Below are 23,258 nucleotides of genomic sequence, written 5' to 3'. Positions count from 1 at the left end.
CCTAACGGTAATGCTTGCGCAGCGCGTCCACCACGCCGTCGCGCTGCATATTGAGCAGCGTCTTGTTGAGTTTCTGCACGATGCGCTCGTCCACCCCCGGGTTGCAGGCCAGATACATCTGCACCGTGTTGAAGCTGAACAGCAGTCGGATGGGCAGATGGTTGGCGGAGGCGATGTAGGCGCCGCTGAACTCGCCGCTGGCCCAAAAGTCGATATGGCCGGCCACTAGCTTTCTGGCGTTCAAATCGTCCGCTCTCGCCAGCTCCAGCTTGAAGCCCAAGTCGGCCAGATACTGCGACATGCCCGATCCTTTATAACTGCCGATGGTGTAGCCGCGCGCGTCGTCCAGCGCGGCCACGCCGGCGGGGCTGTGAGGGCCGGCGAACAAACTCCAGGAGTTGCTGACCAGCGGCCCCACCCATTTGAACTGGCCCTCCCGGCTCGCCGTGCGCGAGGTCGAGTAAACACAGCTATTGTCTTCCTGCTGCGCGATGGCGTAGGCGCGCAGCCAGGGCAGCAATTCCATGCTGTACGGAATGCCCGCGCGCTGAAACAGTTCGCGCAGGATGTCGGTGGACAGGCCGCCGATCTTGCCTTCCTCCAGCGCGATATTGAACGGCGGGTAGTCCTCGGTCAGCAAACGTAGGCGAGGCGATGCGGATTCCGCCAGGACGCTGGCGGAGAGCGCGCCCAACAACAGGGCTAGGTAGACAAATGCAAACTTCATGGCGGCAAGCCTCCCGCTGGATTCTGACGGTGCGTCTTAAGCATAGAAGCTAACCGCTTGGATGGGGCCTAGCCCCCGCCCAAACGGTGCCGCCGCGCCGACGGCAGGCTCTATTTGGTTCGTGTTGGGGATATCCCGCATAGGGATATCGGCAATTCGTCGTCGCCCCTCCTCTTGCTAGCATCCGCAGTCATGGGCCGTTAAGAGCCCGCTTTTGATTGCATAACAACTTCGGCCCGCCGCGCGCCGGAGTCAGACAACGCTACAGGGATCACGATGCGAACCAAAACCCCCCTTTACCAGCGCCTTTATTTCCAGGTGCTGCTGGCCATTTTCCTCGGCGTGATGCTCGGCGCCTTCGTTCCCGATCTGGGCGCGAAGATGAAGCCGCTAGGCGACGCCTTCATCAAACTGATCAAGATGATGATCGCCCCCATCATCTTCGCCACCGTGGTGGTGGGCATCGCCAAGATGGGCGATATGAAGGAAGTGGGCCGCGTGGGCGTGAAAGCGCTGTTCTACTTTGAAGCCGTCACCACGCTGGCGCTGGTGATCGGCCTGGTGGTGGTCAATGTGCTCAAGCCCGGTGCCGGCCTCAATGTGGACCCCAGCACGCTGGACGCGCACTCGGTGGCCAAGTACGCGGCCAACGCCAAGGAAATGAGCAGCATTGATTTCCTGATGCACATCATCCCGGATACGGTGGTGGGCGCGTTCGCCAACGGTGAAATCCTCCAGGTGCTGACCTTCTCGGTGCTGCTGGGCCTGGCGCTGACCAAGATGGGCGACAACGGCAAGACCATCGTCCACATCCTGGACGAGTTCTCCCATGCTTTGTTCGGCGTGATCAATATGCTGATGAAGCTGGCCCCCATCGGCGCCTTCGGCGCGATGGCCTTCACCATCGGCAAGTACGGCGTGGGATCGCTGAAACAGCTGGGCTTCCTGATGCTCTGCGTCTACCTGACCTGTTTCGCCTTCGTCTTCGTGGTGCTGGGCACCATCGCCAAGCTCAACGGCTTCAGCCTGTGGCGCTTCCTGGTCTACATCAAGGAAGAACTGTTGCTGGTGCTGGGCACGTCTTCGTCGGAATCCGCGCTGCCGGGCATCATGAAGAAGCTGGAGAACCTGGGCTGCTCCAAACCGGTGGTGGGCATGGTGATTCCCACCGGCTACTCCTTCAATCTGGACGGCACCTCCATCTATCTGACCATGGCCGCCATCTTCATCGCCCAAGCCACCAATGTGGACCTGACGCTGGCCGAGGAATTGGGCCTGCTGGGCGTGCTGCTGCTGACCTCCAAGGGCGCGGCGGCGGTGACCGGCGGCGGCTTCATCACCCTGGCCGCCACGCTGGCCACGCTGGGCGGCAAACTGCCGGTTTCCGGCCTGGCGCTGCTGATCGGCATCGATCGCTTCATGTCCGAAGCCCGCGCCATCACCAATTTGATAGGCAACGGCGTGGCCACCATCGTGGTGGCACGCTGGGAGAAGGCGCTGGACGAAGAACGCATGCGCCGCGTGCTGGCCGGCGAGCCGGTTCTGCCGGAGGAGCCGGCCGCCGCGCCGCTGCCCGCTCAATTGGCCGCCGCGAAAGCCGCTCAATCCTAAGCTTTTGTTTTCCCAGCCCTTACAGCCTGCGTCCGCGCGGGCTTTTTTTATGCTCATAGCAAAACGGCGGCTTGATTTTGCCGCCATGTAGTCCACGATAGAAGAATGGGCATAGGGAGACGAGAATGAGCGACTTCATGTTGCAATACGGCGATGAATTGTTGCCGGTGGAGGGGGACTTCCCTGAGGTGGGCGCCTATCTGCCCAGCTTCATGCTGGTGGGCGACGGTAAGCAGGATGTGTCGCTGGAAGGCCTGGGCGGCGTGCCCAAGCTGATTCTGACCTTGCTCTCGCTGGACGAATACGAGCATGGCGGCCAATACCTGCTGCAAGAGACGCGGCGCTTCCTGGAACGCTGGCCGCAAATCAGTCTGGTGGTGATCACCGTGGATTCGCCGTCCTCTCTGGCGCGCGCCCGACGCGAGCATGGCCTGCCCCACGTTACCCTGTTGTCCACGCTGCGCGGCCGCGATTTCCACAAACATTACGGGGTGTTGATCCGCGAATATCCGCTCAGCGGCTACACCGCCCCCGCCCTGCTGCTGGCCGACGGCAGCAACATCATTCATTACGCCGAGCGGCTGCGCAATACCCAGGACCTGTTCGACTTCGAAAAGATCAACCACTTGCTGCGCGAAGCCGAGGAGCAGGCGCTGGAGGCGCAACAAGAATTGGAGCATGAGGAGCAGTTGAAGGACGAAGGTCCGTCACAGTAAGCCCCCCAATAACGACAAGGGCCCGGCCTGCTCATGCAGTGCCGGGCCCGTTCGCGTTGAGCGGGGGAAAAGCGGCTTACGGCAAAACTTCCACCAGCTTGGCGTCCACCTTGGTCGAAGTCAGTTCCTTGTCTACTTCACCCACAATGCGCAGCTTGCTGTTGTGGTCGAACTTTTTCGCTGGCAGGCGTTTCTGGCTGATCTTCACCGTCATGGTGCCGGTAGCGTCGCGGAATTCGTAACGCTTCTGGTCGATCTGACGCACGATCTTGCCTTCCAGCGTCACCGGGGTATCGTCGGCGGCTTTTTGCGCGGCGGCCACGGTGGTGACGGCGGCCGGCACGCCGGGGCCGGCGAATTCCGCCTGAGCGGCGAAGGGCAGAGACAAGGCGGCGGCGGTGAGCAGAACGGTGATGGCTTTCATGTTTGGACTCCTAGTGTGTTGTCGATGTCTGGATTACAACACGGCAGCCTTAACCGAAACTTAAAGCCAGCTTGTCGCCCAATACGCGCCGGGAAGGCTCCAGATCCACCGCGTAGCCCTGCTTGGCCAATTGCAGCCTATCGCCGTAGTGCCGGCCTTCGGCCTGAATCCGTTGTTCAATGCCTTGCAAGGATTGCTTGAGCGCCGCGCCCAGGCGATCCAGCTTCCCATCCAGCTCCGCGCCTTGGCGATTATTGAATTGCCGGCTGCCCGCGACAATGGCGCCCCAGCGCTGGCAATCGGCGCGCAAAACACCAAGATCCGGATACACGCCTTGTTCCAACGCGCGATTGGAGCAGGCGGTCAGCACTTGAGCCAGTGCGGAGGCCTCCTTGGCCGGCCTGGCGTCCAGGTAACGCGGGATGACGATGTCCAACGAGGCTTTGACGGGAGTGCTACGAAATAACTGCATGACGGGCTTCCTATTGGCGTTCATGAATCGATGCGCTCAAGCATAGCCCCGCGTCCGCGCCCGCCGCTTGCAAGAAGCGCCGGACAAAACAAAACCGCCCGGCAAGCGGGCGGTTGAAAAGCGACGGAAGGGTGAACTTAGCTGTTCAGTTCACGCGCCAGGTACAGCCAGGTTTCCACCACGGTGTCCGGGTTCAGGGACACGGTTTCGATGCCCTCTTCCACCAGCCACTTGGCGAAGTCCGGATGATCGGACGGACCTTGTCCGCAGATGCCGATGTACTTGCCTTGCTTGCGGCAAGCCTGGATCGCCATGTGCAACATGGCTTTGACCGCTTCGTTGCGCTCGTCGAAGGTAGAAGCGATCGGGCCGCCGGAGTCGCGATCCACGCCCAGCGTCAGCTGGGTCATGTCGTTGGAGCCGATGGAGAAGCCATCGAAATGCTGCAAGAACTTGTCCGCCAGCACGGCGTTGGTCGGCAGCTCGCACATCATGATCAGGCGCAGGCCGTTTTCACCGCGCTTGAGGCCGTTGGCCGCCAGGATCTCCACCACTTGCTCGGCTTCGAACAGGGTGCGCACAAAGGGAATCATCACTTCCACATTGGTCAGACCCATCACGTCGCGCACTTTCTTGATGGCGCGGCATTCCAGTTCAAAGCAATCGCGGAAGGATTCGGCCACGTAGCGCGCGGCGCCGCGGAAGCCGATCATCGGGTTTTCTTCGTGCGGCTCGTACAGCTGACCGCCGATCAGGTTGGCGTACTCGTTCGACTTGAAGTCGGACATGCGCACGATGACCTTTTTCGGATAGAAGGCGGCGGCCAATGTGGACACGCCCTCTGCGATCTTGTCGACGTAGAAGTCCACCGGGCTGGCGTAGCCGGCGATGCGGTCGCTAATGGTGGCTTTTAAATCCGCCGGCAGCTTGTCGAACTCCAACAGCGCTTTCGGGTGAATGCCGATCTGACGGTTGATCACAAACTCCATGCGCGCCAAGCCCACGCCTTCGTTCGGCAGCTGCGCGAAGTCGAAGGCCAATTCCGGGTTGCCGACGTTCATCATGATCTTGACCGGGGCCTTGGGCATCTTGTCCAGTTCCAGATCGATCACTTCCACGTCCAGCAGGCCGTCGTAGATGTTGCCGGTGTCGCCTTCGGCGCAGGATACGGTGACCTTCATGCCTTCGGACAGCACCTGGGTGGCGTCGCCGCAGCCCACCACGGCCGGGATGCCCAGCTCGCGCGCGATGATGGCCGCGTGGCAGGTACGGCCGCCGCGGTTGGTGACGATGGCGGCGGCGCGTTTCATCACCGGTTCCCAATCCGGGTCGGTCATGTCGGTGACCAGCACGTCGCCCGGCTTGACGCGGTCCATCTCGGACGCGTCCTTAATGGTGCGCACCACGCCCTGGCCGATCTTCTGGCCGATGGCGCGGCCTTCACACAGCACTTGCGATTTGCTGTTCAGGCGGTAGCGGCGCAGCGTGTCCTTGCGGTCTTCCTGCGACTTCACCGTTTCCGGGCGGGCCTGCAGGATGTAGAGCTTGCCGTCGTGGCCGTCGCGGCCCCACTCGATGTCCATCGGACGACCGTAGTGCTTCTCGATGATCAACGCGTATTCGGCCAGTTCGGCCACTTCGGCGTCGCTGATGGAGAACTGCTGACGCTCCACCGGGGACACGTCCACGGTCTTCACCGAGCGGCCGGCTTGCGAGGCGTCGGTGAACTCCATCTTGATCAGCTTGGAGCCCATGGTCTTGCGCAGCACCGCCGGACGGCCGGCTTTCAGCGTCGGCTTGTGTACGTAGAACTCGTCAGGGTTCACCGCGCCTTGCACCACGGTTTCGCCCAGGCCGTAAGACGCGGTGATGAACACCACGTCTTCAAAGCCGGATTCCGTGTCGATGGTGAACATCACGCCGGCCGCGCCGCAGTCGGAACGCACCATGCGCTGCACGCCGGCGGACAGAGCCACTACGTCGTGCTCAAAGCCTTTGTGCACGCGGTAGGAAATGGCGCGGTCGTTGTAGAGGGAGGCGAAAACGTGTTTCATCGCATCCTTGACATTGTCAAGGCCGCGGATATTCAGGAAGGTTTCTTGCTGGCCTGCGAACGAGGCGTCGGGGAGGTCTTCGGCGGTGGCGGAAGAGCGAACTGCAACGGAGATATCGGCGCCGCCGGCATCGGCCACCATCTGATCCCAGGCCTCTTTGATATCGGCATCAAGCTTGGCGGGGAACGGGGTGTCGATGATCCATTGCCGGATTTCCTTGCCGATTCGGGCCAGTTCGCTGACATCGTCGATGTCCAGATTGGCCAGTGCGGCGCTGATCTTGTCGGCCAGACCGTTGTGCTGCAAAAAATCCCGGTAAGCCTGCGCCGTGGTGGCAAAGCCGCCTGGGACGCGAACCCCGGAGCCGGCCAGCTGGCTGATCATTTCACCAAGGGAGGCGTTCTTGCCGCCTACCTGCTCCACATCGGTCATGCGCAGTTTCTCGAACCAGATGACGTAGTTCTCAGCCATCACTTCACTTCCTGTGTTGGATTGGGACGATAGGGCCGCATTCTAGCCGAATTACGTGCCAGATGCGTAGCGTCTTTTGCAGCGCAACACGGGTTTTCGGCGGAACGAGGACAAGCATTGCAACAGAATCAATAAGTTGACAGACATTCCTGATGAAAATGATTGTCAAAACCGTGTAATTTACGCACTACATGATTAAGCGGCGCTCCTAGCGGGTTTCGTCGCGGCCTTTCAGAGTATAGAATCCCTTGGACCCCGGGTGCGCCGCAAAGCGCGGCAGGCGCGGTTCCGGTCTCGTTCACTCGCAATACAGGTGTTTGCATGCCCCACCATCTCCGCTCCGCCTTCTTCGTTTCCGATCGCACCGGCATCACCGCCGAATCGCTGGGCCACACGCTGCTGACCCAGTTCGACACTGTGGAATTCAAGCGCGAGACCATTCCCTTCGTCGATACCGTGGAAAAGGCCGAAGCGCTGGCGGAGGTGATCCGCCAGGTGTCGGAAACGGATCACCTGAAACCGCTGGTGTTCACCAGCATCATCAACCCGGACGTGCGCAGCGCGCTGCAGGTTGAGAACGCGGTGATGATAGATTTCTTCGACACCTTCATTGGCCAGCTGGAACAGGAAATCGGCCAGCGCGCCTCGCTGAGCGTGGGCAAGGCCCACGGCATGGTCAACGAGGAGAAGTACGATCATCGCATCGAGGCGGTCAACTTTTCGTTGAACCACGACGACGGCGTCAAATTGAAGGATCTGCACGAAGCGGACGTGATCCTGGTGGGCGTATCCCGCTCCGGCAAGACCCCGACCTGCCTGTATCTGGCGCTGCAATACGGCATCCGCGCCGCCAACTACCCGCTGACGCCGGAAGACCTGGGCAGCCCGACGCTGCCCAAGTTGCTGCTGCCGTTCAAGGACAAGATCTTCGGCCTGACCATCGACCCGGCGCGACTGCACTATATCCGCTCCGAGCGACGGCCGGACTCCAAATACGCCAGCATGGACAACTGCCGCCGCGAGGTGAACGAGGCCGAGTCCATGTTCCGATATCACGGCGTCTCCTTCATCAGCACCACTCACAAGTCCATTGAGGAGATCGCCTCCACCATCATGCACAAGGCGGCGCTGGGCCGGCGTTTTTGAGAACCTGTTCAAAATCTGCTGCGCTTCGGCGATACGGCGTTGAAAACATCCTAGAAATGCTCATGCACCACTTGACCATTCCGCTTGTTGGATCGTTTTCGCCTTGTCTCGCCCTAGCTCGCGAGACTTTGAACAGGCTCTAAGACCCGCTAACAAAACTCCTGATCCTGCGTTGCGCCTCCTTGTCGTACCACTTGTACTGCCTGCGTCGGCGCGCCTTGGCTCAGGTTCTCTGCGAGGTTTTGTTAGCGGCTCTAAGCCTTGCCCGTATCCCATTGGAACCGGCCGGCGTCGCCCGGCCGTTTTCATGCCCACCGCCTAAGAAGCTCAACAACAATATCCATATAGCACTTTGTTTATTATCACTTTTTTACAATTTTGCCCGGAACATATAGCAAGCAGGCGCTCTCAAACAAGCATCTTGATCCCTTGAACCGGGCCCCCCGATGCATATCCTCTCCATCACCGCGCAACTCAAGGCCGCCGCCTCGCCGTTGAGACAAGTGAGCGCGGTCGCCGCCAAGACTGACAGCCGCGCCGCCGCCAGCGACCCGCGCAAGGAAATGGCGGAGTTCGTCGTCCCTCACCCGCAATCCTCCACGACCAACAGGGATGCCGCTTCCCACGGTGAGTCTTTCGAACGGCTGTTGCGCCAAGCTCAGAGCGCGGCCCGAAACAAGAATGTTTCGCCCTATTCCGAAGACCTCATGCCGCCGGCCGGCAGCCTGCTGCATGTCCTGGCCTGAAAAGACGCTTGACGCTGCTTTGCTCGCCGTGCTCTGATAAAGCCCATGAACTACGCAACCGCATTTGCATCCTTTTTTTGGTGGTGGCGCCTGAACTAAGGCGGCACCGGCGTTTGCACACCCAAAACCCGGAAGCTGCCGATACGGCGGCATAGGGTTTCCAGCAGTACCTCTCCTCCCCGGATCGGCAGTTTCCAGCAAGCTCACTGGAGACCAATATGAATCTGGACAGCATCACAGCCAAAGACATCATCCTCACCGGCGACCGCACCACCGGACAACTGCATCTGGGCCACTACGTCGGCTCGCTGCGCAACCGCGTGATTCTGCAAGACCGTTGCCGTCAGTTCCTGCTGCTCGCCGACGCCCAGGCGCTGACCGACAATATGGGCAACTATCTGAAGGTCCGCGACAATGTGCTGCAGGTGGCGCTGGATTACCTGGCGGTGGGCATAGACCCGGAAAAAAGCACCATCTTCATCCAGAGCCTGGTGCCGGAGCTAACCGAGCTGTCTTCCTACTATCTCAACCTGGTCACCGTGGCGCGCCTGGAGCGTAACCCCACCATCAAGGACGAGATCAAGCAGCGCGGCTACGAGCGCGACATTCCCGCCGGATTCCTCACCTACCCCGCCGCCCAGGCCGCGGACATCACCGCTTTTAAGGCCAGCATCGTGCCGGTGGGCGAAGACCAGATTCCGATGATCGAGCAGACCAACGAGATCGTGCGCCGCTTCAACGGCAGCGTCGATCGGGCAGTGCTGGTGGAAGCGCGCGCGATGGTGCCGGAACACGGCTCCCGCCTGCCCGGCATCGACGGCAAGGCCAAGATGTCCAAATCCCTGGGCAACACCATCACCCTATCGGCCACGCCGGACGAGATCCGCCAGGCGGTGAAAATGATGTACACCGACCCCAATCACCTGCGCGTCGCCGATCCGGGTCAGGTGGAAGGCAATGTGGTGTTCACCTATCTGGACGTGTTCCACTCCGACCCGGCGCAAGTGGCGGAATGGAAGGACCATTACCGCCGCGGCGGCCTGGGCGACACCGTGATCAAGAAACAGCTGGAGGAATGCCTGCAGGCCTTGCTGGAGCCAACCCGCACCCGCCGCGAGCAGTACGCGCGCGATCCGGCCGCGGTGATGGAGATGCTGAAAACCGGCACCCAGCGCGCGCGCGCAGTGGCGGCCGCCACACTGTCCGAGGTTAAGGCGGCGATGGGTTTGAACTACTACTAAGAACCTGTTTACGATCTGCTGCGCGTCGGCAGAGAAATTGTGCGATGAGTGCCAGCTTCGAAATACTCATGTACCACTTGTACATTCCGCTTCCTCAGCCGGTTTCTCCTTGTCTCGCCTGAGCTCGCGAGATCGTAAACACACTCTTTAAGAGGAGAGGACGCAGAATGGAACAGATCTACCAATGCCAAAACCTGGATGAGGTGCGCGGCCAGATCGACCGCATCGACCGCGCGCTGGTGGCGCTGATCGCCGAGCGCGGCCTTTATGTGCGCCAGGCGGCGGCGTTCAAGCACAGCCGGGAAGAAGTGGAAGGCGGCAAACGCGTCGACCAGGTGATGCGCCGCGTCGAGCGTCTGGCCGGCGAACTGGGGGCCGACGCGGCGCTGACCGCGGCGGTCTACCGCACAATGATAGAGTACTTCGTCGCCGATGAAATGGCGGCCTTCCGCGCCAAAGCGGCTGCCGATTGAGGCGGAGGCCGGCTTTCCCTACAATCGCTTCCATCCGCAGAACGCCGGCCGCCCTCCGCGGCCGGCGTTTTTCCCGCGGCCGGAGAACCTGAATGAACAAGATTGCCCTGTTGCTGCTCGCCTGCCTGGCCGCGCCCGCGATGGCCGAGGAAGTGGGCGAGGTGTCCACCACCTTCAAGCTGCTCAGCCCCAACGACAAGGTGGTGGTGGAAGCTTTCGACGACCCGGCAGTGCTAGGCGTGGCCTGCTATATCTCGCGCGCCAAGACCGGCGGTTATAAGGGAGCGCTGGGCCTGGCCAAGGACCCGTCCCGCTTCTCGGTGGCCTGCCGCCAGGTGGGCGCGATCAAGTTCTCGCGGCCGCTGCCCAAGCAGGAGCAGGTATTCAAGGAAGGCGCGTCCTTCATCTTCAAGCATGTGCGGGTGGTGCGCATCGTCGACGCCAAACGCAATACCCTGACCTACCTCAGCTATTCCGACAAGCTGCTGGACGGCAGCCCGGACAATGCGCTGACCGCGGTGGCGGTGCTGGATCAGAAAATCCCGCTGCAGCCCTGAAATAAAAGCGATTGATTATTAAAGATTTCTTGACATGACGGGTATCAGCTAAACGGCAGCTCGACGCGCAGGCCGTCATAGCCCACCTCCACGCCGGGCGGACATTCGGCGCTGAGCGCGGCGAACTCCAGCCGATGGGTCATGTGGATCAGCACCGTGCGCGCAGCTCCGATGCGCTTGGCCCAGGCGAAGGATTGGCTCACACCCAGGTGGGATGGATAGGGGTCGTGGTTCAGGCAATCCAGGAACAAGACTTTCAGTCCTTGCAGCAGGGGCAGGCTGCTGTCCGGGATGTCCGACACGTCGGTCAACCAAGCCATGTCGCCGACGCGCCAGCCGAGGCAAGGCCAGGAGCCGTGTTCCAGCGGCACCGGCGTCAGCGTGACGCCGCCGCAGTCCACCGGCCCGTCCACTTGCTGTGGCAACAGCACCGGCTTGTCCCACATCTTGGACGGCGGCAGCAAGGCGTAGTCGAAACGACGCTTGATGTTGTCCAGGGTGAAGGCGTTGCCGTAGAGCGTGATCGGCCCCTTTTTCACATAACAAAAAGCGCGCAGATCGTCGATGCCGTTCAGGTGGTCGGCGTGCGGATGGGTATACAACACCGCGTCCACCCGGCTCAGCCCCTCGCGCAGCGCCTGCTGCCGCAGGTCCGGCCCGGTGTCGATCAACAGCCCCTGGCCGGCCACCTTAATGTAGGCGCTGGCGCGGGTGCGGCGATTGCGGGGATCCGGCGAGCGGCAGGTAGCGCAATCGCAGCCTATGGCCGGCGTGCCGGAGCTGGAGCCGCAGCCCAGGATGGTGACTTCAAGCGAGCCCAATGACGTTTCCCAAGTAACAAGGCATCAGCGGCAGCGCTCTGGGCGCTCCGCCTTCTCGCGCACCCAGCCGCCGTCGCAACGGACATTGCCGTCTGCGTCTTGCTGGCAGCTGCCGCGCGGCTGCTTGGCGCAATACGGATTGCCGTCGCGCGACAGCAGGCAGGCGCCGGGGCCGGCGTAGGTAACGCCGTTGGCGCGCACCACGCCGCCGCCCGGGTACGGCGAGCACAGCACGTTGCCGAATTCATCGATCGCGCATTCGCCCTTGCCGCACATCGCCTGTCCTCGCTGGACCAGGGCAATGCCGCCGTCTTCGGAACAATAACTGCGTCCGTTCAGATTGACGCAATTGGCCCAGGCCTGGGCCGAGAACAATATGGCCAGCAAGACCAGCCCGGACAGCAAGATTCGCTTCATGCGCTTTCTCCGCTTCAACGGCTGGCCTTGGAGAACAGCCGGAAAAAATTATCGCTGGTGACGCGCGCCACCTCTTCCACGTCGATGCCGCGCAGTTCCGCGATATGCGCGGCCACATGGCGCACGTAGGCCGGCTCGTTGACCTTGCCGCGATACGGCACCGGCGCCAGATAGGGCGAGTCGGTTTCGATCAGCATCCGCTCAAGCGGCACTTTTTGCGCCACCTCCTTGACCTGGGCTGCGTTCTTGAAGGTCACCACGCCGGAGAAGGAAATGTAGAAGCCCAGCTCCAGCGCGGCTTGCGCCACCTCCCAGGTTTCGGTGAAGCAATGCATCACGCCGCCGCACACCTCGGCGTTTTCTTCCCGCATCAGGCGAATGGTGTCTTCGGCGGACTCGCGGGTATGAATCACCAGCGGCAGGCCCACGCGCTTGGCCGCTCGGATATGGGTGCGGAAGCGCTGATGCTGCCAGTCCAGATCGCCCTTGCACCAGTGGTAGTCGAGGCCGGTTTCGCCTATGCCCACCACTCGCGGATGCGCGGCCAGCGCCACCAGTTCGTCCTCGCTGTATTCTTCCGCCTCCGGATCGTCAGGATGCACGCCCACGGTGGCGTACAAATTGCCGTGGCTTTCCGCCAGCGCCAGCACTTGCGGATATTTGGGACGGCTGACGCCGATCACCAGCGCGTGGCTGACCTGGTTGGCCTGCATATTGGCCAGCACTTCCGGCATGCGCGCGGCGAGGTCGGGAAAATTGATGTGGCAGTGGGAGTCGATAAACATATTTGCGTCAATCAGGCTGCGGCGCGCGGAAACGCGCCACGAAAACAATCACATGGTATGGGTGGGCCGGCTGGAGTTGAGCACGCCGCTGAGCAAGGCCTCGATCTTATCCTTGGCCTGCTTGCCAGTATCTCCGGCGACGAACTCGACGCCGACGCCTTGCACCCGGCTGTTGTTGGCGCCGGCCGGCGTCAGCCACACTACCTTGGCCTGCACCGCGATGCGCTGCGGGTCGTCCATCAGGGTCAGCAGCAGGAAGACTTCCTCGCCCAGCTTCATTTCCTTGTTGGTGGGAATGAAAATGCCGCCGTGGCGCACAAAGGGCATGTAGGCGGCGAACAGCGCGCTGCGCTCCTTGATATGCAGGGACAGCACCCCGGGACGGTTGGGATTGAGGTCCGGGCGAGTGGCGGAAGTGTCCATACTTGGCTAACCCTCAGTGTCAGGCGGCCTTGCCGCTGGCGAATATCTTCAGATAGTCCATCAGCACCGCCTCCAATTGCAAGCGCGTGTTCAGCGTATGCTGGCCAAACGGCGCCAACTGGTTGAGCGTTTGCTGACACGCCATCAATTGCGCGATGTCGGCGCGCGCCGACAACTGCTGCAAGGCGCGTTCCTGATCTGGATAATAGCGGACCAAACCGGCCAGTCTCAAACTCGCCAGATCATGCAGCCATTTCATCAGCCAGCCGATGGGCAGCAGCAGCGGCAGTTTCTGCTTATCCACCGCCTCCGCCAGCTGCAACACAGTGGCGAAGCTGGGCTGGGCCAGCCCCTGAACAAACTGGCCACGCAGCTTGGCCAGCGCCGGATCATGGTCAAACAACGGCGCGCCGCCGTTGTGGGCCAGCTCCAGCTCGGCGTCGGCCACGCCCTGCTCGCGCAGCCAGGCCAGCGCTTGCGCCTGGTCCGGCCGGGTCAGCGGAAACTGGCGGCAACGGCTGCGTATGGTGGGCAGCAGCCGCTGGGGCGCATGCGCCACCAGCAGAAACAAGACCTCGGCCGGCGGTTCTTCCAGGATTTTGAGCAAGGCGTTGGCGGCGGCCGGATTCAAGCTTTCCGCCGGTTCCACCAGCACGATGCGCCGGCCGGCGCGATGCGCGCTCAGATGAGCGAAGTCGATCACCTCTCGCACCGCCTCGATCTTGATCACCGGCAGCTTGCGGCTGACTTTCTTGCCCTCCGCGCCCTCCTTGCCTTCCTCGTCCTCATCGCCCAGCGGCGACAAGCGGCGGAAGTCCGGATGAGTGGCGTGCAGATACCAACGGCAGGCTTCGCATTCACCGCAAGGCCGGTGGCCGGCTTGGGGACGTTCGCACAGCAAGGACTGAGCCAGATATTCGGCGAACTCCAGCTTGCCGATGCCCGCCGCGCCGGTGAACAGCCATGCATTGGGCAGGCGCTCGCGCTCGGCGTTCAGCCGCGCCCAATCGTCTTGTTGCCAGGGCAGCAGCATCACGCGGCCTCCAGCAGTTTTTGCAGGCAGGCCGCGATGTCGACCTGGATCTCGGCGATGGAGCGGCTGGCGTCCAGCACCGCGAAACGCGGCTGGCCGGCGGCGCGCCGCAGATAGGCTTCGCGCACGCGCACGTGGAAATCGGCTTTTTCCTGCTCAAAGCGATCCAGCTGCCGGGTCTTGGACATGCGCTCGGCCGCCACCTCCAGCGGCAGGTCGAACAGCAGGGTCAGGTCCGGCTGCAAACCGTGCTGCACCCATTGTTCCAGTTCGGCGATGCGCTCGAAGGGCACGCCTCGGCCGCCACCCTGAAAGGCGAAAGTGGAGTCGGTGAAGCGGTCTGACACCAGCCACTGGCCGGCGGCGAGCGCGGGCTCGATCACGCTGTGCAGCAATTGCTGGCGCGAGGCGAACACCAGCAGGGTTTCCGCGTCCAGCGAGGCCTCGGTGTCCACCGCCAACAGCAGTTCGCGGATTTTCTCTCCCAGCGGAGTGCCGCCCGGCTCGCGGGTGAACACGGCGTCGACGCCGTGTTGCGCCAGCCAATCGCGGATGAAGGCCAGATGGGTGCTCTTGCCGGCGCCGTCTATACCCTCCAGGCTGATGAAGCGGCCGCGTTGCTGCTCTAGCGCCATTACTGTCCTTTCTTCAAGATGTATTTGCGCACCGCCTGGTTGTGTTCGTCCAGCGTCGCGGAAAAGTGCGAAGTGCCGTCGCCGCGGGCGACGAAATACAGGGCGTTGGTCGCGGCCGGATTGGCCGCCGCGTCCAGCGCCGCCTTGCCCGGCAAGGCGATGGGCGTCGGCGTCAGCCCGGCGCGGGTATACGTATTGTAGGGCGTGTCGCGGCGCAGATCGGCCTTGCCTATCTTGCCCTGGTACAGGCTGCCCATGCCGTAGATCACCGATGGGTCGGTCTGCAAGCGCATGCCCTGCTTCAAGCGGTTGACGAACACCCCCGCCACCATTGGACGGTCGGCGTCTTCGCCGGTTTCCTTCTCTATCAGGCTGGCCATGATCAGCAGCTCGTAAGGCGTGCGGTAAGGCAGCTCCGGCTTGCGCGCCGCCCAGGCCGCTTCCAGCCGCTGCTGCATGGCGCTGAAAGCCTGCCGGTACAGTTCGGCGTCTTCTATGCCCGGACTGAACAAATAGGTGCTGGGAAAGAACAGGCCTTCCGGCTTGGCGTCGCCAAAGCCCAACCGCCGCATGATCTCCTCGTCGCTCCAGTCCTTGGCCGTATGCTGGATATCCGGATTGCGGTCTATCGCCTGGCGGAATTGGCGAAAGGTCCAGCCCTCGATCACTGTCAGACTGGCCTCGTCCGGGTGGCCATCGGCCAAGCGGCTCAGGATGTCCAGCATCGATGCCTGGCCGTCGAAACGATACAGGCCCGCCTTGATCTTGCGGTCCACGCCTTGCAGGCGTGCCAGGGCCACCATCACCTGGCGGCTGCGCACCACCCCCTCCTGTTCCAGCCCGCGCGCCACCTGGCTCAGAGTGCGGTTGGGTCCCACGGTCAGCTTGTAGCCGGCTTCCGGCAAGCCAACCGGAATCAGGACCACCCAGGCCAGCCAGGCACAGCCCAGCGCGAGGCACAGCAAGAACAGGCGAAACAGTGTTTTCATCATTTGACGGAAAGAATAAGGCAGCGCAGCGGAACGATCGCGCATGATACCAGACAAGCCGGCCTGACCGACATGTCAGGCCCTCCCCCCGCAATCAAGCAAAGTTTGCGCCAAATCAACTGTCCACCTTTCCATTTTGCATAGTTTTGCTCGCGTTCTATACCTGATTAAATGGACTGCTTAAATGATGCGAGTCTTTTCATGAAGCCATTCTTCAATCTGGGATGCGCATTGGTGGCCTGGACGGCGCTGGCCAGATTGGCGGCAGTCCGGCAGACCGACAGGGATTTATGGCGTCTGCCGATGGACGCTTTCCGGCAAGGCCGGCATGCGCAGCAATTGACTTACCTGCAATCGCCCGCGGCGCTGAACGGCTACCACGCGCTGATCGTGGAACCGCTGTTGCTGCTGAACCGCCAGCAGGACGGCGGCTGGCAACTGCTGCAAGCCGCGGAACAAGAAATCGCCAACCAGATCCTGCGCCGCCAGGTGGCCGCGTTGTTGCAGGCCTGGCCTATCGCCCTGACCGACGTCGCCACCGCAGGCGTGCTTCGCCTGCGCATCGCGGTGGCGGCGCGCCAATCTCGGATCGCCCAGGACAGCCAGCCCATGAGCAGCAGCCACGTAGCGCTGCAACTGCCTTGCATGGCTTCCAATATAGAACCGTATCTGCAACTGGTGTCCTCGGTGTCTCAATTGGAAGACGCGATGGGACGGGGCGTGGTCGCCGGCGGCGTCACCATGCAATCGCAGGCCGAAGCCGCCGCCGGCGACGAGGACGACGGCTGGCGGCAGCTGCTGATCCAGGATTGGTCCCCGTTGCTGCGCCAGCAATTGACGCCGGCAGCGCGACGCGGCGCAGCCTCGCCTACGCAATAAGCCGCATGAAGATAGTCCGCCCTCGTCACAAAGTTGCAACAATATCGATGGAACGCCGCGATGGCGGCAGCAGTCCATCTCCCATGCAATCCCCATTGAGCCCGCACGATGAAACCCTTCTTTAAACTCGCCTGCGCGCTGATGGCTTCCGCCTTGCTGGCCAATATCGGTCACGCCGGAGACAAGCCGGAGAATCTGGTCCTGCTGCCCAGCGAAGCCTTCCACCCCAACCCAGACCATGCCGGCCAGGTGCTGTACCTGCAGCCCGGCGTCGATCTGAAGCGCTATCACGGCATCCTGATCGAACCGCTGATCTTTCTAGGCCGCCAAGCGGACGGCCAATGGCTGGCCACTGCGGCGGACGAGCACAATCGCCTCGACGCCTGCTACCGCTGCAGCCTGGCCCGGGCATTATGCCTCGAGGGGCTGCCGGTGGCCGCCGCGCCCGGACCGGGCATCGCCCGGCTACGCGTGGCAGTGGGCGATATGCTGAGGGAACTAGCCGGGCCGGAAGCGCGGCGGCCATTGCAGGCCTCTCTCAATCTGGCCCGCTTCGCCGACGACATCGACCCCTACCTGGCCCAAGTCTCCACCATAGGCCAGTTGGAAGACTCCGAGTCCGGACTGCTGCTGGCCGGCGGCGTCAACCTGCTGGGAAAAGAATTAAATCCGGCCGATGCGCAACCGTCCAACGCGGAGTGGATACAACAGCGCGTCGACCTTTGGAGCCGCCATCACGCGCGGCAGATGGCCCAGCACTTGGCGGCGGCTACGCCGTTTGGGGAGTAGGCTAGCGCCCAGCCTGGCGGCATAATGGTCGCCACATACCCTGTCAGGAAGCCGACCATGCCGCGCAAAATACTGAGCTTGTTGCTGTTGCTGTCCCCGCTGTTCGCCGCCGCCGACACTGTCACCGTGGCGGTCGCCAGCAATTTCCAGCAGACGCTGGATAAGATCGCCGTGGAATTCAAGGCCGCCAGCGGCCACGACATCAAGGCTAGCGGCGGCGCTTCCGGCAAGCTCGCCGCGCAGATCCGCCAGGGCGCGCCGTTCGACGTGTTCCTGTCCGCCGACGACGAACGCCCGGCCGAATTGCTGCGCGACAAGATAGGCAAGGCCGACAGCCGCTTCACCTACGCCATAGGCAAACTCGCGCTGTGGAGCAAGCTGCGCGACGACGCCGGCGAAGCCGCGCTGCGCGGCGGCAACTTCAACAAACTGGCCATCGCCAACCCGGCGGCCGCGCCCTACGGCCGCGCGGCGATGGAAACCCTGGCCGCGCTGAAACTCGCCGATACCCTCAAGCCCAAGTTCGTCACCGGCGACAATATCAGCCAGACCATGCAATTTGCCCAGGTCGGCGGCGCCGACTTCGCCTTCGTCGCTTACGCGCAGTTGCTGGAGCAAGGCATTTCCAACCATTTCTGGCTGGTGCCGGCCAAACTGCATCAGCCCATCCGCCAGGATGCGCTGCTGATTCGCGACACGCCGGCGTCCAAGGCCTTCCTCGCCTTCCTCAAGGGCGACAAGGCGCGCGCGCTGATCAAGAAGGCGGGCTACGACTTCGCGCAATGACGGCTTCCGAATGGGCGGCCATCGCGCTCACGCTGCGGCTGGCCGCCATCAGCACCCTCATCCTGCTCGTGCTGTGCGTGCCGCTGGGCTGGTGGCTGTCGCGCACGCGTTCGCGCCTCAAGCCGGTGATAGAGGCCGGCGCAACCTTGCCGCTGGTGCTGCCGCCCACGGTGCTGGGCTTCTATCTGCTGGTCGCCTTCGGCCCGCATGGCCCCATCGGTCAACTGACCGCCTGGCTGGGCTGGCCCGGCCTCGCCTTCACCTTTCAGGGGCTGATCATCGCCTCGGTGCTGTATTCTCTGCCCTTCGTGCTGCAGCCGCTCATCGTCAGTTTCAACGCGGTGCGGCGCGAGGAAATCGAAACCGCAATGGTGTTGGGCGCCAACCGCTGGCAGCGGCTGACCCGCGTCATTCTGCCCAGCTGCCGTTCCGGCGTGCTCGCCGCCGCCAGCATGGGCTTCGCCCACACCGTGGGAGAGTTCGGCGTGGTGCTGATGATAGGCGGCAATATCGAAGGGGAAACCCGGGTTATTTCCATCGCGCTGTACAACCACGTGGAGCAGGCGGACTACGCCAGCGCCCACCGTTTGGGCTTGCTTCTGGTCTTGTTCGCCTTCTCCACCCTCGCCCTGGTTTACCGCCTCAACGCACGCCAGCGCCGCTACGACTGAGAGCCTGTTCGCGCCTTGGCCAGCAGTCGCTTTTGCTGACAATGCTGACATCTATCGATGCAAGCTGTTACATGACGTCAACAAAATGCAGTGTTCATGCGCTATAACTTGGAGTATCGTTTTTCTCGCCCGTCATGGGACCGACAACCCGCCCTACTAAGGATGAATCATGCGCAAATACCTGATGATCGCTGTTTTGGCCCTGACTTCCGCCAACCTGGCGCTGGCTGACGCCGCCTGCGACGCCAAAGCCGCCGAGAAAAAACTGGCCGGCGCCGCTAAAAGCAGCTTCCTGAAGAAATGCGAGAAAGACAGCGCCGCCGCCAACGCCCAAAAAAGCTGCGACGTCAAAGCCGCCGACAAGAAACTCGCCGGCGCGGCCAAGGCCAGCTTCGTGAAGAAATGCGTGAAGGACGCGGCTCCGGCCAAGTAAGCCTTCTCCCCGGCGGCCTGTCCGCCGGGACAGCCCGCTTGCCAGCAAATCTCTGATTGATCACCTACACTGAGAGGTGGCAACAGGGATTCTGCGGGTCAGCCATGGCAAACAATATCCTCGGAAATTACAATCCACTGTTATCGCTTTTCGGCAATAACAACCAACTCTTGAGCGGTTTATTGGGCACATCGCCCATTGTTCCGCTCATCCGCAGCGGCAACAGCTCGCAAAGCGCCGGCACCGATCCCAATGTGGTGCTGATTTCCGGGCTGGGCCAATTGCTGTCCAGCCTGAACATCTTCCAGGACAGCCTGCAACAGATCTACTCCCCGTACGCGGTCAACAACTCCATCAGCGGCAGCAGCAGCAATCCGTCGGTGGCCAGCGTTTCCACCGCCGCCGGCGCGCAAAACGGCAATTACAGCGTATCGATTTCACAGTTGGCGCAGGCGCACAGCGCAGTCACCGCCTTCACGCTGCCGGACACCAGCAGCACGGCGGTGGGCAGCGGCAGCCTGACCATCAAGACCGGCAGCTACGCCTACACCTCTCCCACTTCGGCCACCAGCTTCACGCCCAGCGGCAGTTCGGCCACGCTGTCCATCAGCAACGGCACCCTGTCCAGCATCGCCACCGCCATCAACGGCTCCGGCGTCGGCATGGTGGCCAATATCGTGCAGAACGCCTCCGGCAACTATCAATTGCAGATTAGCGCCGCCCAGACCGGCGCCAGCAACAACTTTCAGATTCTGGTCAGCGACAACGACGGCAACAATACGGACCAGAATGGCCTATCCCGCCTGGCCTTCGACCAAACCCAGGCAGTGGGCAGCGGCCAAAACCTGACCCAGACCCAGGCCGCGCAAAACGCCAACTACCTGATCAACGGCGCCTCCGGTTCCAACGCCGGCAACAGCGGCATCTCGCTGGGCGCCTCGGTATCCATGGACTTGCTGTCCACCGGCAGCACCAATATCTCGGTCAAGCTGGATCTGAACGGCCTCAACGGGCAGGCGCAATCGCTGGCCGACGCCTTCAACACCCTGCAAGGCAGCCTGAACGCGTTGCTGGTCAGCGGCGGCCTGCTCAGTCGCGACCCCATCGCCAAGCAATTGGCCAACAGCATGAACCAGCAGGCCGGCGCCAGTTACAGCAACGGCAGCTCGCTGCTGGTCAAGCTGAACCAGATCGGCCTCAATTTTCAATATCCGCAGCAGTTCGGCCAGATGGGCAGCCTCAGCCTGAGCAACAACAGCCTGCAAAGCGCTTACAGCGGCGACTCCCAGGGCGTGGCTAATTTGCTCTACACCGCCGCCCGGGCGCTGAACTGGCTGGCCAACAGCTACGCCTCCTATGGCAACGGCACCATTCCGCAAACCCTGACCGCCTTGCAGAAAATGCAATTCAGCCAGCAGCTGCGTCAGTCGGCCACCCCGACGTCCAACACCGTCCCCGCCAACCTCGCCTCCTTGACCGGCAACCAGTCCGGCACCATCCAGCTGAGCGCGCAGCAGATCAGCGCGCTATCGCTGTACGCGATGGTTTACTCTCTGGGCGCGCCCTATGCGGTCAATTCCCAGATTCTGAACAACGGCCTGGGCCTGTCCGGCAACGGCAACAGCGGCAACGGCATCTCCACTTATGCATGATTGATATTTGCTATTTGTTTTTCATCTAGCATTGCCTGCGCCGTATTGTCTCGTTAAAATTCATCGGATGATTGGATGAATAAGGAGGCCGCATGCTGGCGCTGCCCTATAAACGCTCGCTGGTCGACATCGCCGTGGAAAACATCGCCAAACGTCTGGCGGACGGCGACTGGCCGATAGGCGCTCGCATTCCCACCGAACCGGAACTGGCGGAGCAGCTGGGCGTCAGCCGCAACACGGTGCGCGAAGCGGTGCGGGTGCTGCTCTACGCCGGCTTGCTGGAGGTGCGCCAGGGCGACGGCAGCTATGTGCGCGCAACGGTCAACCCCGGCGACGCCATGCGCGCCATCAGCCGCGCCAGCCTGCGCGAGCACTTGGAAGTGCGCTGCATGCTGGAGGAAAGCGCGGCGCGGCTGGCGGCCAGCCGCTGCCCGGAAGCGGATCTCAGCGCGATAGCGGACGCGCTGGCGCGGCGCGGCGAACGATTGCCTCAGGAACCGCTGGAAAACTTCATCGAACGAGATCTGGAATTTCATCTCGCCGTCGCCAACGCCAGCGGCAACCAGGCTCTGGCCGAGCTCTACGCGTATTTTTCGCGCGCGGTGCGTCAGCACGTACAGCAGTCCATCCTCGACGAGGCCCTGCCGGACCCGGACCTCGCCGCCCACCAAGCCATTTACGAAGCTATACGCCAGCGCCGGCCGGACGAGGCGGCGCGCGCCGCCGCCGCCATCACCCGTCCCTTGCTGGAGGCGCTGGACCGCTTGCTGAATCGCTCCAACACGGATTAAGCCCGATTTGAGCCGGCCCCCAGGCGCGGGGAGCCGGCTCCGACAACAACAAAAGCGCAGAAGGAAAACCCATGTCCACACCCAAATCCATGCCGGATCATCTGCCGGTTGAAGACACGCTGATCGACGCCGAGATCGACGACGCCGGCGTGCAAAGCCAGCGCCCCACACTGCACCGTCCCTGGCTCTTGCTGCTGGGCCTGATCCTGGTCGGCGTCAATCTGCGGCCGGCGCTGTCCAGCCTGTCCCCGGTGCTGCACGACGTCGCCGCCAGCCGCGGGCTAAGCGGCCTGATGGCCGGCCTACTCACCACGCTGCCGGTCGCTTGCCTAGGCGTGTTCGGTCCGCTGGCGCCGCGGCTGGCCCGCCTCTGGGGCAGTGAAAAGACCATCGCGCTGATTCTGGTGACCCTGGCGCTGGGCATTTTGCTGCGCACTCAGTTCGGTCAATTCGGCCTGTTTGCCGGCTCGGCGCTGGCCGGCGCCAGCATAGGCATCATCGGCGTGCTGCTGCCCGGCATCGTTAAGCGCGACTTCCCCGCTCAGGTCAGCCTGATGACCGGGGTCTACACCATGGCGCTGTGCCTGGGCGCGGCGCTGGCCGCCGGTCTGACCGTGCCGGCCATGCGCTGGATGGGCGATAGCTGGCAAGGTGCGTTGGCGATCTGGGCGAGCCCGGCGCTGCTGGCCTTGCTAGTGTGGTGGCCACAGACGCGGATCCGGCAGGCGTCCCATCACGGTCAATGGCTGGTGCGCGGCCTGCTGCGCGATCCCTTGGCCTGGCAAGTCACCTTGTTCATGGGCTTGCAGTCGTCGATGGCCTACATCGTGTTCGGCTGGCTGCCGTCCATCCTGATAGACCGCGGCGAGACCCCGCTGCACGCCGGCCTGCTGCTGTCCATTTCCATCATGGTCCAGGTAGTGTCCTCGCTGCTGGTGCCGGCGCTGGGACAACGCTGCCGCGACCAGCGCCCGCCGATCGCGGTCACCGTGGCGCTGGTGATCAGCGGCCTGCTCGGCATGCTGTTCGCGCCGACCGACAGCCTGCTGTTCTGGGCGGTGCTGCTGGGCCTGGGCCAGGGCGGCCTGTTCAGCATGGCGCTGAGCCTACTGGCACTGCGCTCACCAGATCCCCATGTGGCCGCTCATTTGTCCGGCATGGCCCAGGGCGTCGGCTACGCGCTGGCCTCGCTCGGCCCGCTCAGCGTGGGCCTGATCCGCGACCAGACCCACAGCCTGTGGCCGCTGGGTCTGTTGTTCACGCTGATCTCCGCCGCCACCTTCGCCATGGGCATGCTGGCTGGGCGCAAGCGTATGGTGCAGGTGGAGTCGCGTCCGCTCTAAGAGCCTGTTCACGATCTTTTGAGCAACAGCACGAGGAAGGCTAAATTGTAGAAGTTCCGATTTGATCTGACAGTCAGGCCTTGCCGATAGGTGGGGTTACCCGTTTTGATAGAGGTGCGAATCTTCATCAAGACAGCGCGCAAGCGCAGGAGTAACCCCATGACAAGTCTCAA

26 protein-coding genes are annotated in these 23,258 nt (G+C 62.6%); 15 read left to right on the top strand and 11 right to left on the bottom strand.

All coding sequences use genetic code 11. From position 1 onward, the window contains the following. Window position 1: 1 nt before the first annotated feature. Window positions 2–727, bottom strand: coding sequence for a substrate-binding periplasmic protein (locus B0T39_RS00130; RefSeq protein ID WP_081544268.1), 726 nt, complete (start codon window positions 725–727; stop codon window positions 2–4). A gap of 276 nt (window positions 728–1,003) precedes the next feature. Here B0T39_RS00130 and B0T39_RS00125 point away from each other — a divergent pair, with 276 nt between their 5' ends. Continuing rightward, the gene (locus B0T39_RS00125; protein ID WP_081544267.1) at window positions 1,004–2,338 is read left to right on the top strand and encodes a dicarboxylate/amino acid:cation symporter; all 1,335 of its coding nucleotides are present in this window, start codon (window positions 1,004–1,006) and stop codon (window positions 2,336–2,338) included. A gap of 125 nt (window positions 2,339–2,463) precedes the next feature. Beyond that, window positions 2,464–3,054 (top strand): thiol peroxidase, encoded by a 591-nt coding sequence (locus tag B0T39_RS00120; RefSeq protein WP_176219445.1) that lies wholly within the window; start codon window positions 2,464–2,466, stop codon window positions 3,052–3,054. 76 nt (window positions 3,055–3,130) lie between these two features. Here B0T39_RS00120 and B0T39_RS00115 read toward each other — a convergent pair whose 3' ends face one another. From B0T39_RS00115 to ppsA, 3 genes are all read right to left on the bottom strand, one after another. Continuing rightward, a complete protein-coding gene (locus tag B0T39_RS00115; protein WP_081544266.1) occupies window positions 3,131–3,478 on the bottom strand; it encodes a NirD/YgiW/YdeI family stress tolerance protein in 348 nt (115 codons plus the stop codon). Between the two features lie 49 nt (window positions 3,479–3,527). Further along, entirely contained in the window at window positions 3,528–3,950 is a 423-nt protein-coding gene (locus B0T39_RS00110; RefSeq protein WP_081544265.1) for a hypothetical protein, read from the bottom strand. 137 nt (window positions 3,951–4,087) lie between these two features. Next, window positions 4,088–6,475 carry a phosphoenolpyruvate synthase gene (gene ppsA / locus B0T39_RS00105; protein WP_081544264.1) on the bottom strand — a complete coding sequence of 796 codons (2,388 nt, stop codon included), beginning with the start codon at window positions 6,473–6,475 and terminating at the stop codon, window positions 4,088–4,090. A gap of 321 nt (window positions 6,476–6,796) precedes the next feature. On the opposite strand from ppsA, the gene ppsR reads away from it, so the two are divergent. From ppsR to B0T39_RS00080, 5 genes are all read left to right on the top strand, one after another. After that, window positions 6,797–7,621 carry a posphoenolpyruvate synthetase regulatory kinase/phosphorylase PpsR gene (gene ppsR, locus B0T39_RS00100; protein ID WP_081544263.1) on the top strand — a complete coding sequence of 275 codons (825 nt, stop codon included), beginning with the start codon at window positions 6,797–6,799 and terminating at the stop codon, window positions 7,619–7,621. 446 nt (window positions 7,622–8,067) lie between these two features. Then, window positions 8,068–8,367 carry a hypothetical protein gene (locus tag B0T39_RS00095; protein ID WP_081544262.1) on the top strand — a complete coding sequence of 100 codons (300 nt, stop codon included), beginning with the start codon at window positions 8,068–8,070 and terminating at the stop codon, window positions 8,365–8,367. A 218-nt stretch (window positions 8,368–8,585) separates the two neighbouring features. Next, window positions 8,586–9,608 carry a tryptophan--tRNA ligase gene (gene trpS, locus B0T39_RS00090; protein ID WP_081544261.1) on the top strand — a complete coding sequence of 341 codons (1,023 nt, stop codon included), beginning with the start codon at window positions 8,586–8,588 and terminating at the stop codon, window positions 9,606–9,608. Window positions 9,609–9,775: 167 nt separating this feature from the next. Then, on the top strand, window positions 9,776–10,081 hold the full coding sequence (locus B0T39_RS00085) for a chorismate mutase (RefSeq protein WP_081544260.1): 306 nt from the start codon (window positions 9,776–9,778) through the stop codon (window positions 10,079–10,081). A gap of 92 nt (window positions 10,082–10,173) precedes the next feature. After that, window positions 10,174–10,638, top strand: coding sequence for a CreA family protein (locus B0T39_RS00080; protein ID WP_081544259.1), 465 nt, complete (start codon window positions 10,174–10,176; stop codon window positions 10,636–10,638). Between the two features lie 44 nt (window positions 10,639–10,682). On the opposite strand, the gene B0T39_RS00075 is transcribed toward B0T39_RS00080, so the two are convergent. Genes B0T39_RS00075 through mltG form a run of 7 tightly spaced genes read right to left on the bottom strand, consistent with a single transcriptional unit; the run spans window position 10,683 to window position 15,744 of the window. After that, window positions 10,683–11,459 (bottom strand): MBL fold metallo-hydrolase, encoded by a 777-nt coding sequence (locus tag B0T39_RS00075; protein WP_081544258.1) that lies wholly within the window; start codon window positions 11,457–11,459, stop codon window positions 10,683–10,685. Window positions 11,460–11,483: 24 nt separating this feature from the next. Then, a complete protein-coding gene (locus B0T39_RS00070) occupies window positions 11,484–11,876 on the bottom strand; it encodes a hypothetical protein (RefSeq protein ID WP_081544257.1) in 393 nt (130 codons plus the stop codon). Window positions 11,877–11,890: 14 nt separating this feature from the next. Then, on the bottom strand, window positions 11,891–12,661 hold the full coding sequence (locus B0T39_RS00065) for a TatD family hydrolase (RefSeq protein WP_081544440.1): 771 nt from the start codon (window positions 12,659–12,661) through the stop codon (window positions 11,891–11,893). A 48-nt stretch (window positions 12,662–12,709) separates the two neighbouring features. Next, window positions 12,710–13,084 carry a PilZ domain-containing protein gene (locus B0T39_RS00060; protein WP_043632172.1) on the bottom strand — a complete coding sequence of 125 codons (375 nt, stop codon included), beginning with the start codon at window positions 13,082–13,084 and terminating at the stop codon, window positions 12,710–12,712. 19 nt (window positions 13,085–13,103) lie between these two features. Continuing rightward, window positions 13,104–14,117: a DNA polymerase III subunit delta' gene (locus tag B0T39_RS00055; protein ID WP_081544256.1), complete on the bottom strand. Its 1,014-nt coding sequence runs from the start codon at window positions 14,115–14,117 to the stop codon at window positions 13,104–13,106. Continuing rightward, entirely contained in the window at window positions 14,117–14,752 is a 636-nt protein-coding gene (tmk, locus tag B0T39_RS00050; protein WP_081544255.1) for a dTMP kinase, read from the bottom strand. Before tmk ends, B0T39_RS00055 begins: the two co-directional genes overlap by 1 nt. Further along, window positions 14,752–15,744 (bottom strand): endolytic transglycosylase MltG, encoded by a 993-nt coding sequence (gene mltG / locus B0T39_RS00045; RefSeq protein WP_081544439.1) that lies wholly within the window; start codon window positions 15,742–15,744, stop codon window positions 14,752–14,754. The genes tmk and mltG overlap by 1 nt, the downstream gene beginning before the upstream one ends. Before the next feature lie 198 nt (window positions 15,745–15,942). Between mltG and B0T39_RS00040 the strand changes: the two genes are divergently transcribed. The 8 genes from B0T39_RS00040 (at window position 15,943) to B0T39_RS00005 (ending at window position 23,085) form a co-directional block, all read left to right on the top strand. Next, complete coding sequence (locus tag B0T39_RS00040) at window positions 15,943–16,620, top strand: DUF3313 family protein (protein ID WP_176219444.1); 678 nt, start codon at window positions 15,943–15,945, stop codon at window positions 16,618–16,620. A gap of 108 nt (window positions 16,621–16,728) precedes the next feature. Next, on the top strand, window positions 16,729–17,409 hold the full coding sequence (locus tag B0T39_RS00035) for a DUF3313 family protein (protein WP_081544253.1): 681 nt from the start codon (window positions 16,729–16,731) through the stop codon (window positions 17,407–17,409). Between the two features lie 57 nt (window positions 17,410–17,466). Beyond that, entirely contained in the window at window positions 17,467–18,195 is a 729-nt protein-coding gene (modA, locus tag B0T39_RS00030) for a molybdate ABC transporter substrate-binding protein (RefSeq protein WP_081544252.1), read from the top strand. Further along, a complete protein-coding gene (gene modB / locus B0T39_RS00025) occupies window positions 18,192–18,866 on the top strand; it encodes a molybdate ABC transporter permease subunit (protein ID WP_081544251.1) in 675 nt (224 codons plus the stop codon). The genes modA and modB overlap by 4 nt, the downstream gene beginning before the upstream one ends. A 169-nt stretch (window positions 18,867–19,035) precedes the next feature. Beyond that, complete coding sequence (locus B0T39_RS00020) at window positions 19,036–19,299, top strand: hypothetical protein (RefSeq protein ID WP_081544250.1); 264 nt, start codon at window positions 19,036–19,038, stop codon at window positions 19,297–19,299. 182 nt (window positions 19,300–19,481) lie between these two features. Then, the gene (fliD, locus tag B0T39_RS00015) at window positions 19,482–20,951 is read left to right on the top strand and encodes a flagellar filament capping protein FliD (RefSeq protein ID WP_176219443.1); all 1,470 of its coding nucleotides are present in this window, start codon (window positions 19,482–19,484) and stop codon (window positions 20,949–20,951) included. Window positions 20,952–21,043: 92 nt separating this feature from the next. Beyond that, the gene (locus tag B0T39_RS00010; RefSeq protein ID WP_081544248.1) at window positions 21,044–21,742 is read left to right on the top strand and encodes a FadR/GntR family transcriptional regulator; all 699 of its coding nucleotides are present in this window, start codon (window positions 21,044–21,046) and stop codon (window positions 21,740–21,742) included. Window positions 21,743–21,813: 71 nt separating this feature from the next. Next, complete coding sequence (locus tag B0T39_RS00005) at window positions 21,814–23,085, top strand: CynX/NimT family MFS transporter (protein WP_141111016.1); 1,272 nt, start codon at window positions 21,814–21,816, stop codon at window positions 23,083–23,085. Window positions 23,086–23,258: the final 173 nt, after the last annotated feature.

Origin of the sequence: Chromobacterium haemolyticum, from assembly GCF_002081825.1 — a bacterium.
Classification (GTDB): Bacteria; Pseudomonadota; Gammaproteobacteria; order Burkholderiales; family Chromobacteriaceae; genus Chromobacterium; species Chromobacterium fluminis.
Note: the sequence above shows the minus strand (reverse complement) of the source record. Positions and strands in the feature narration are given on the sequence as shown.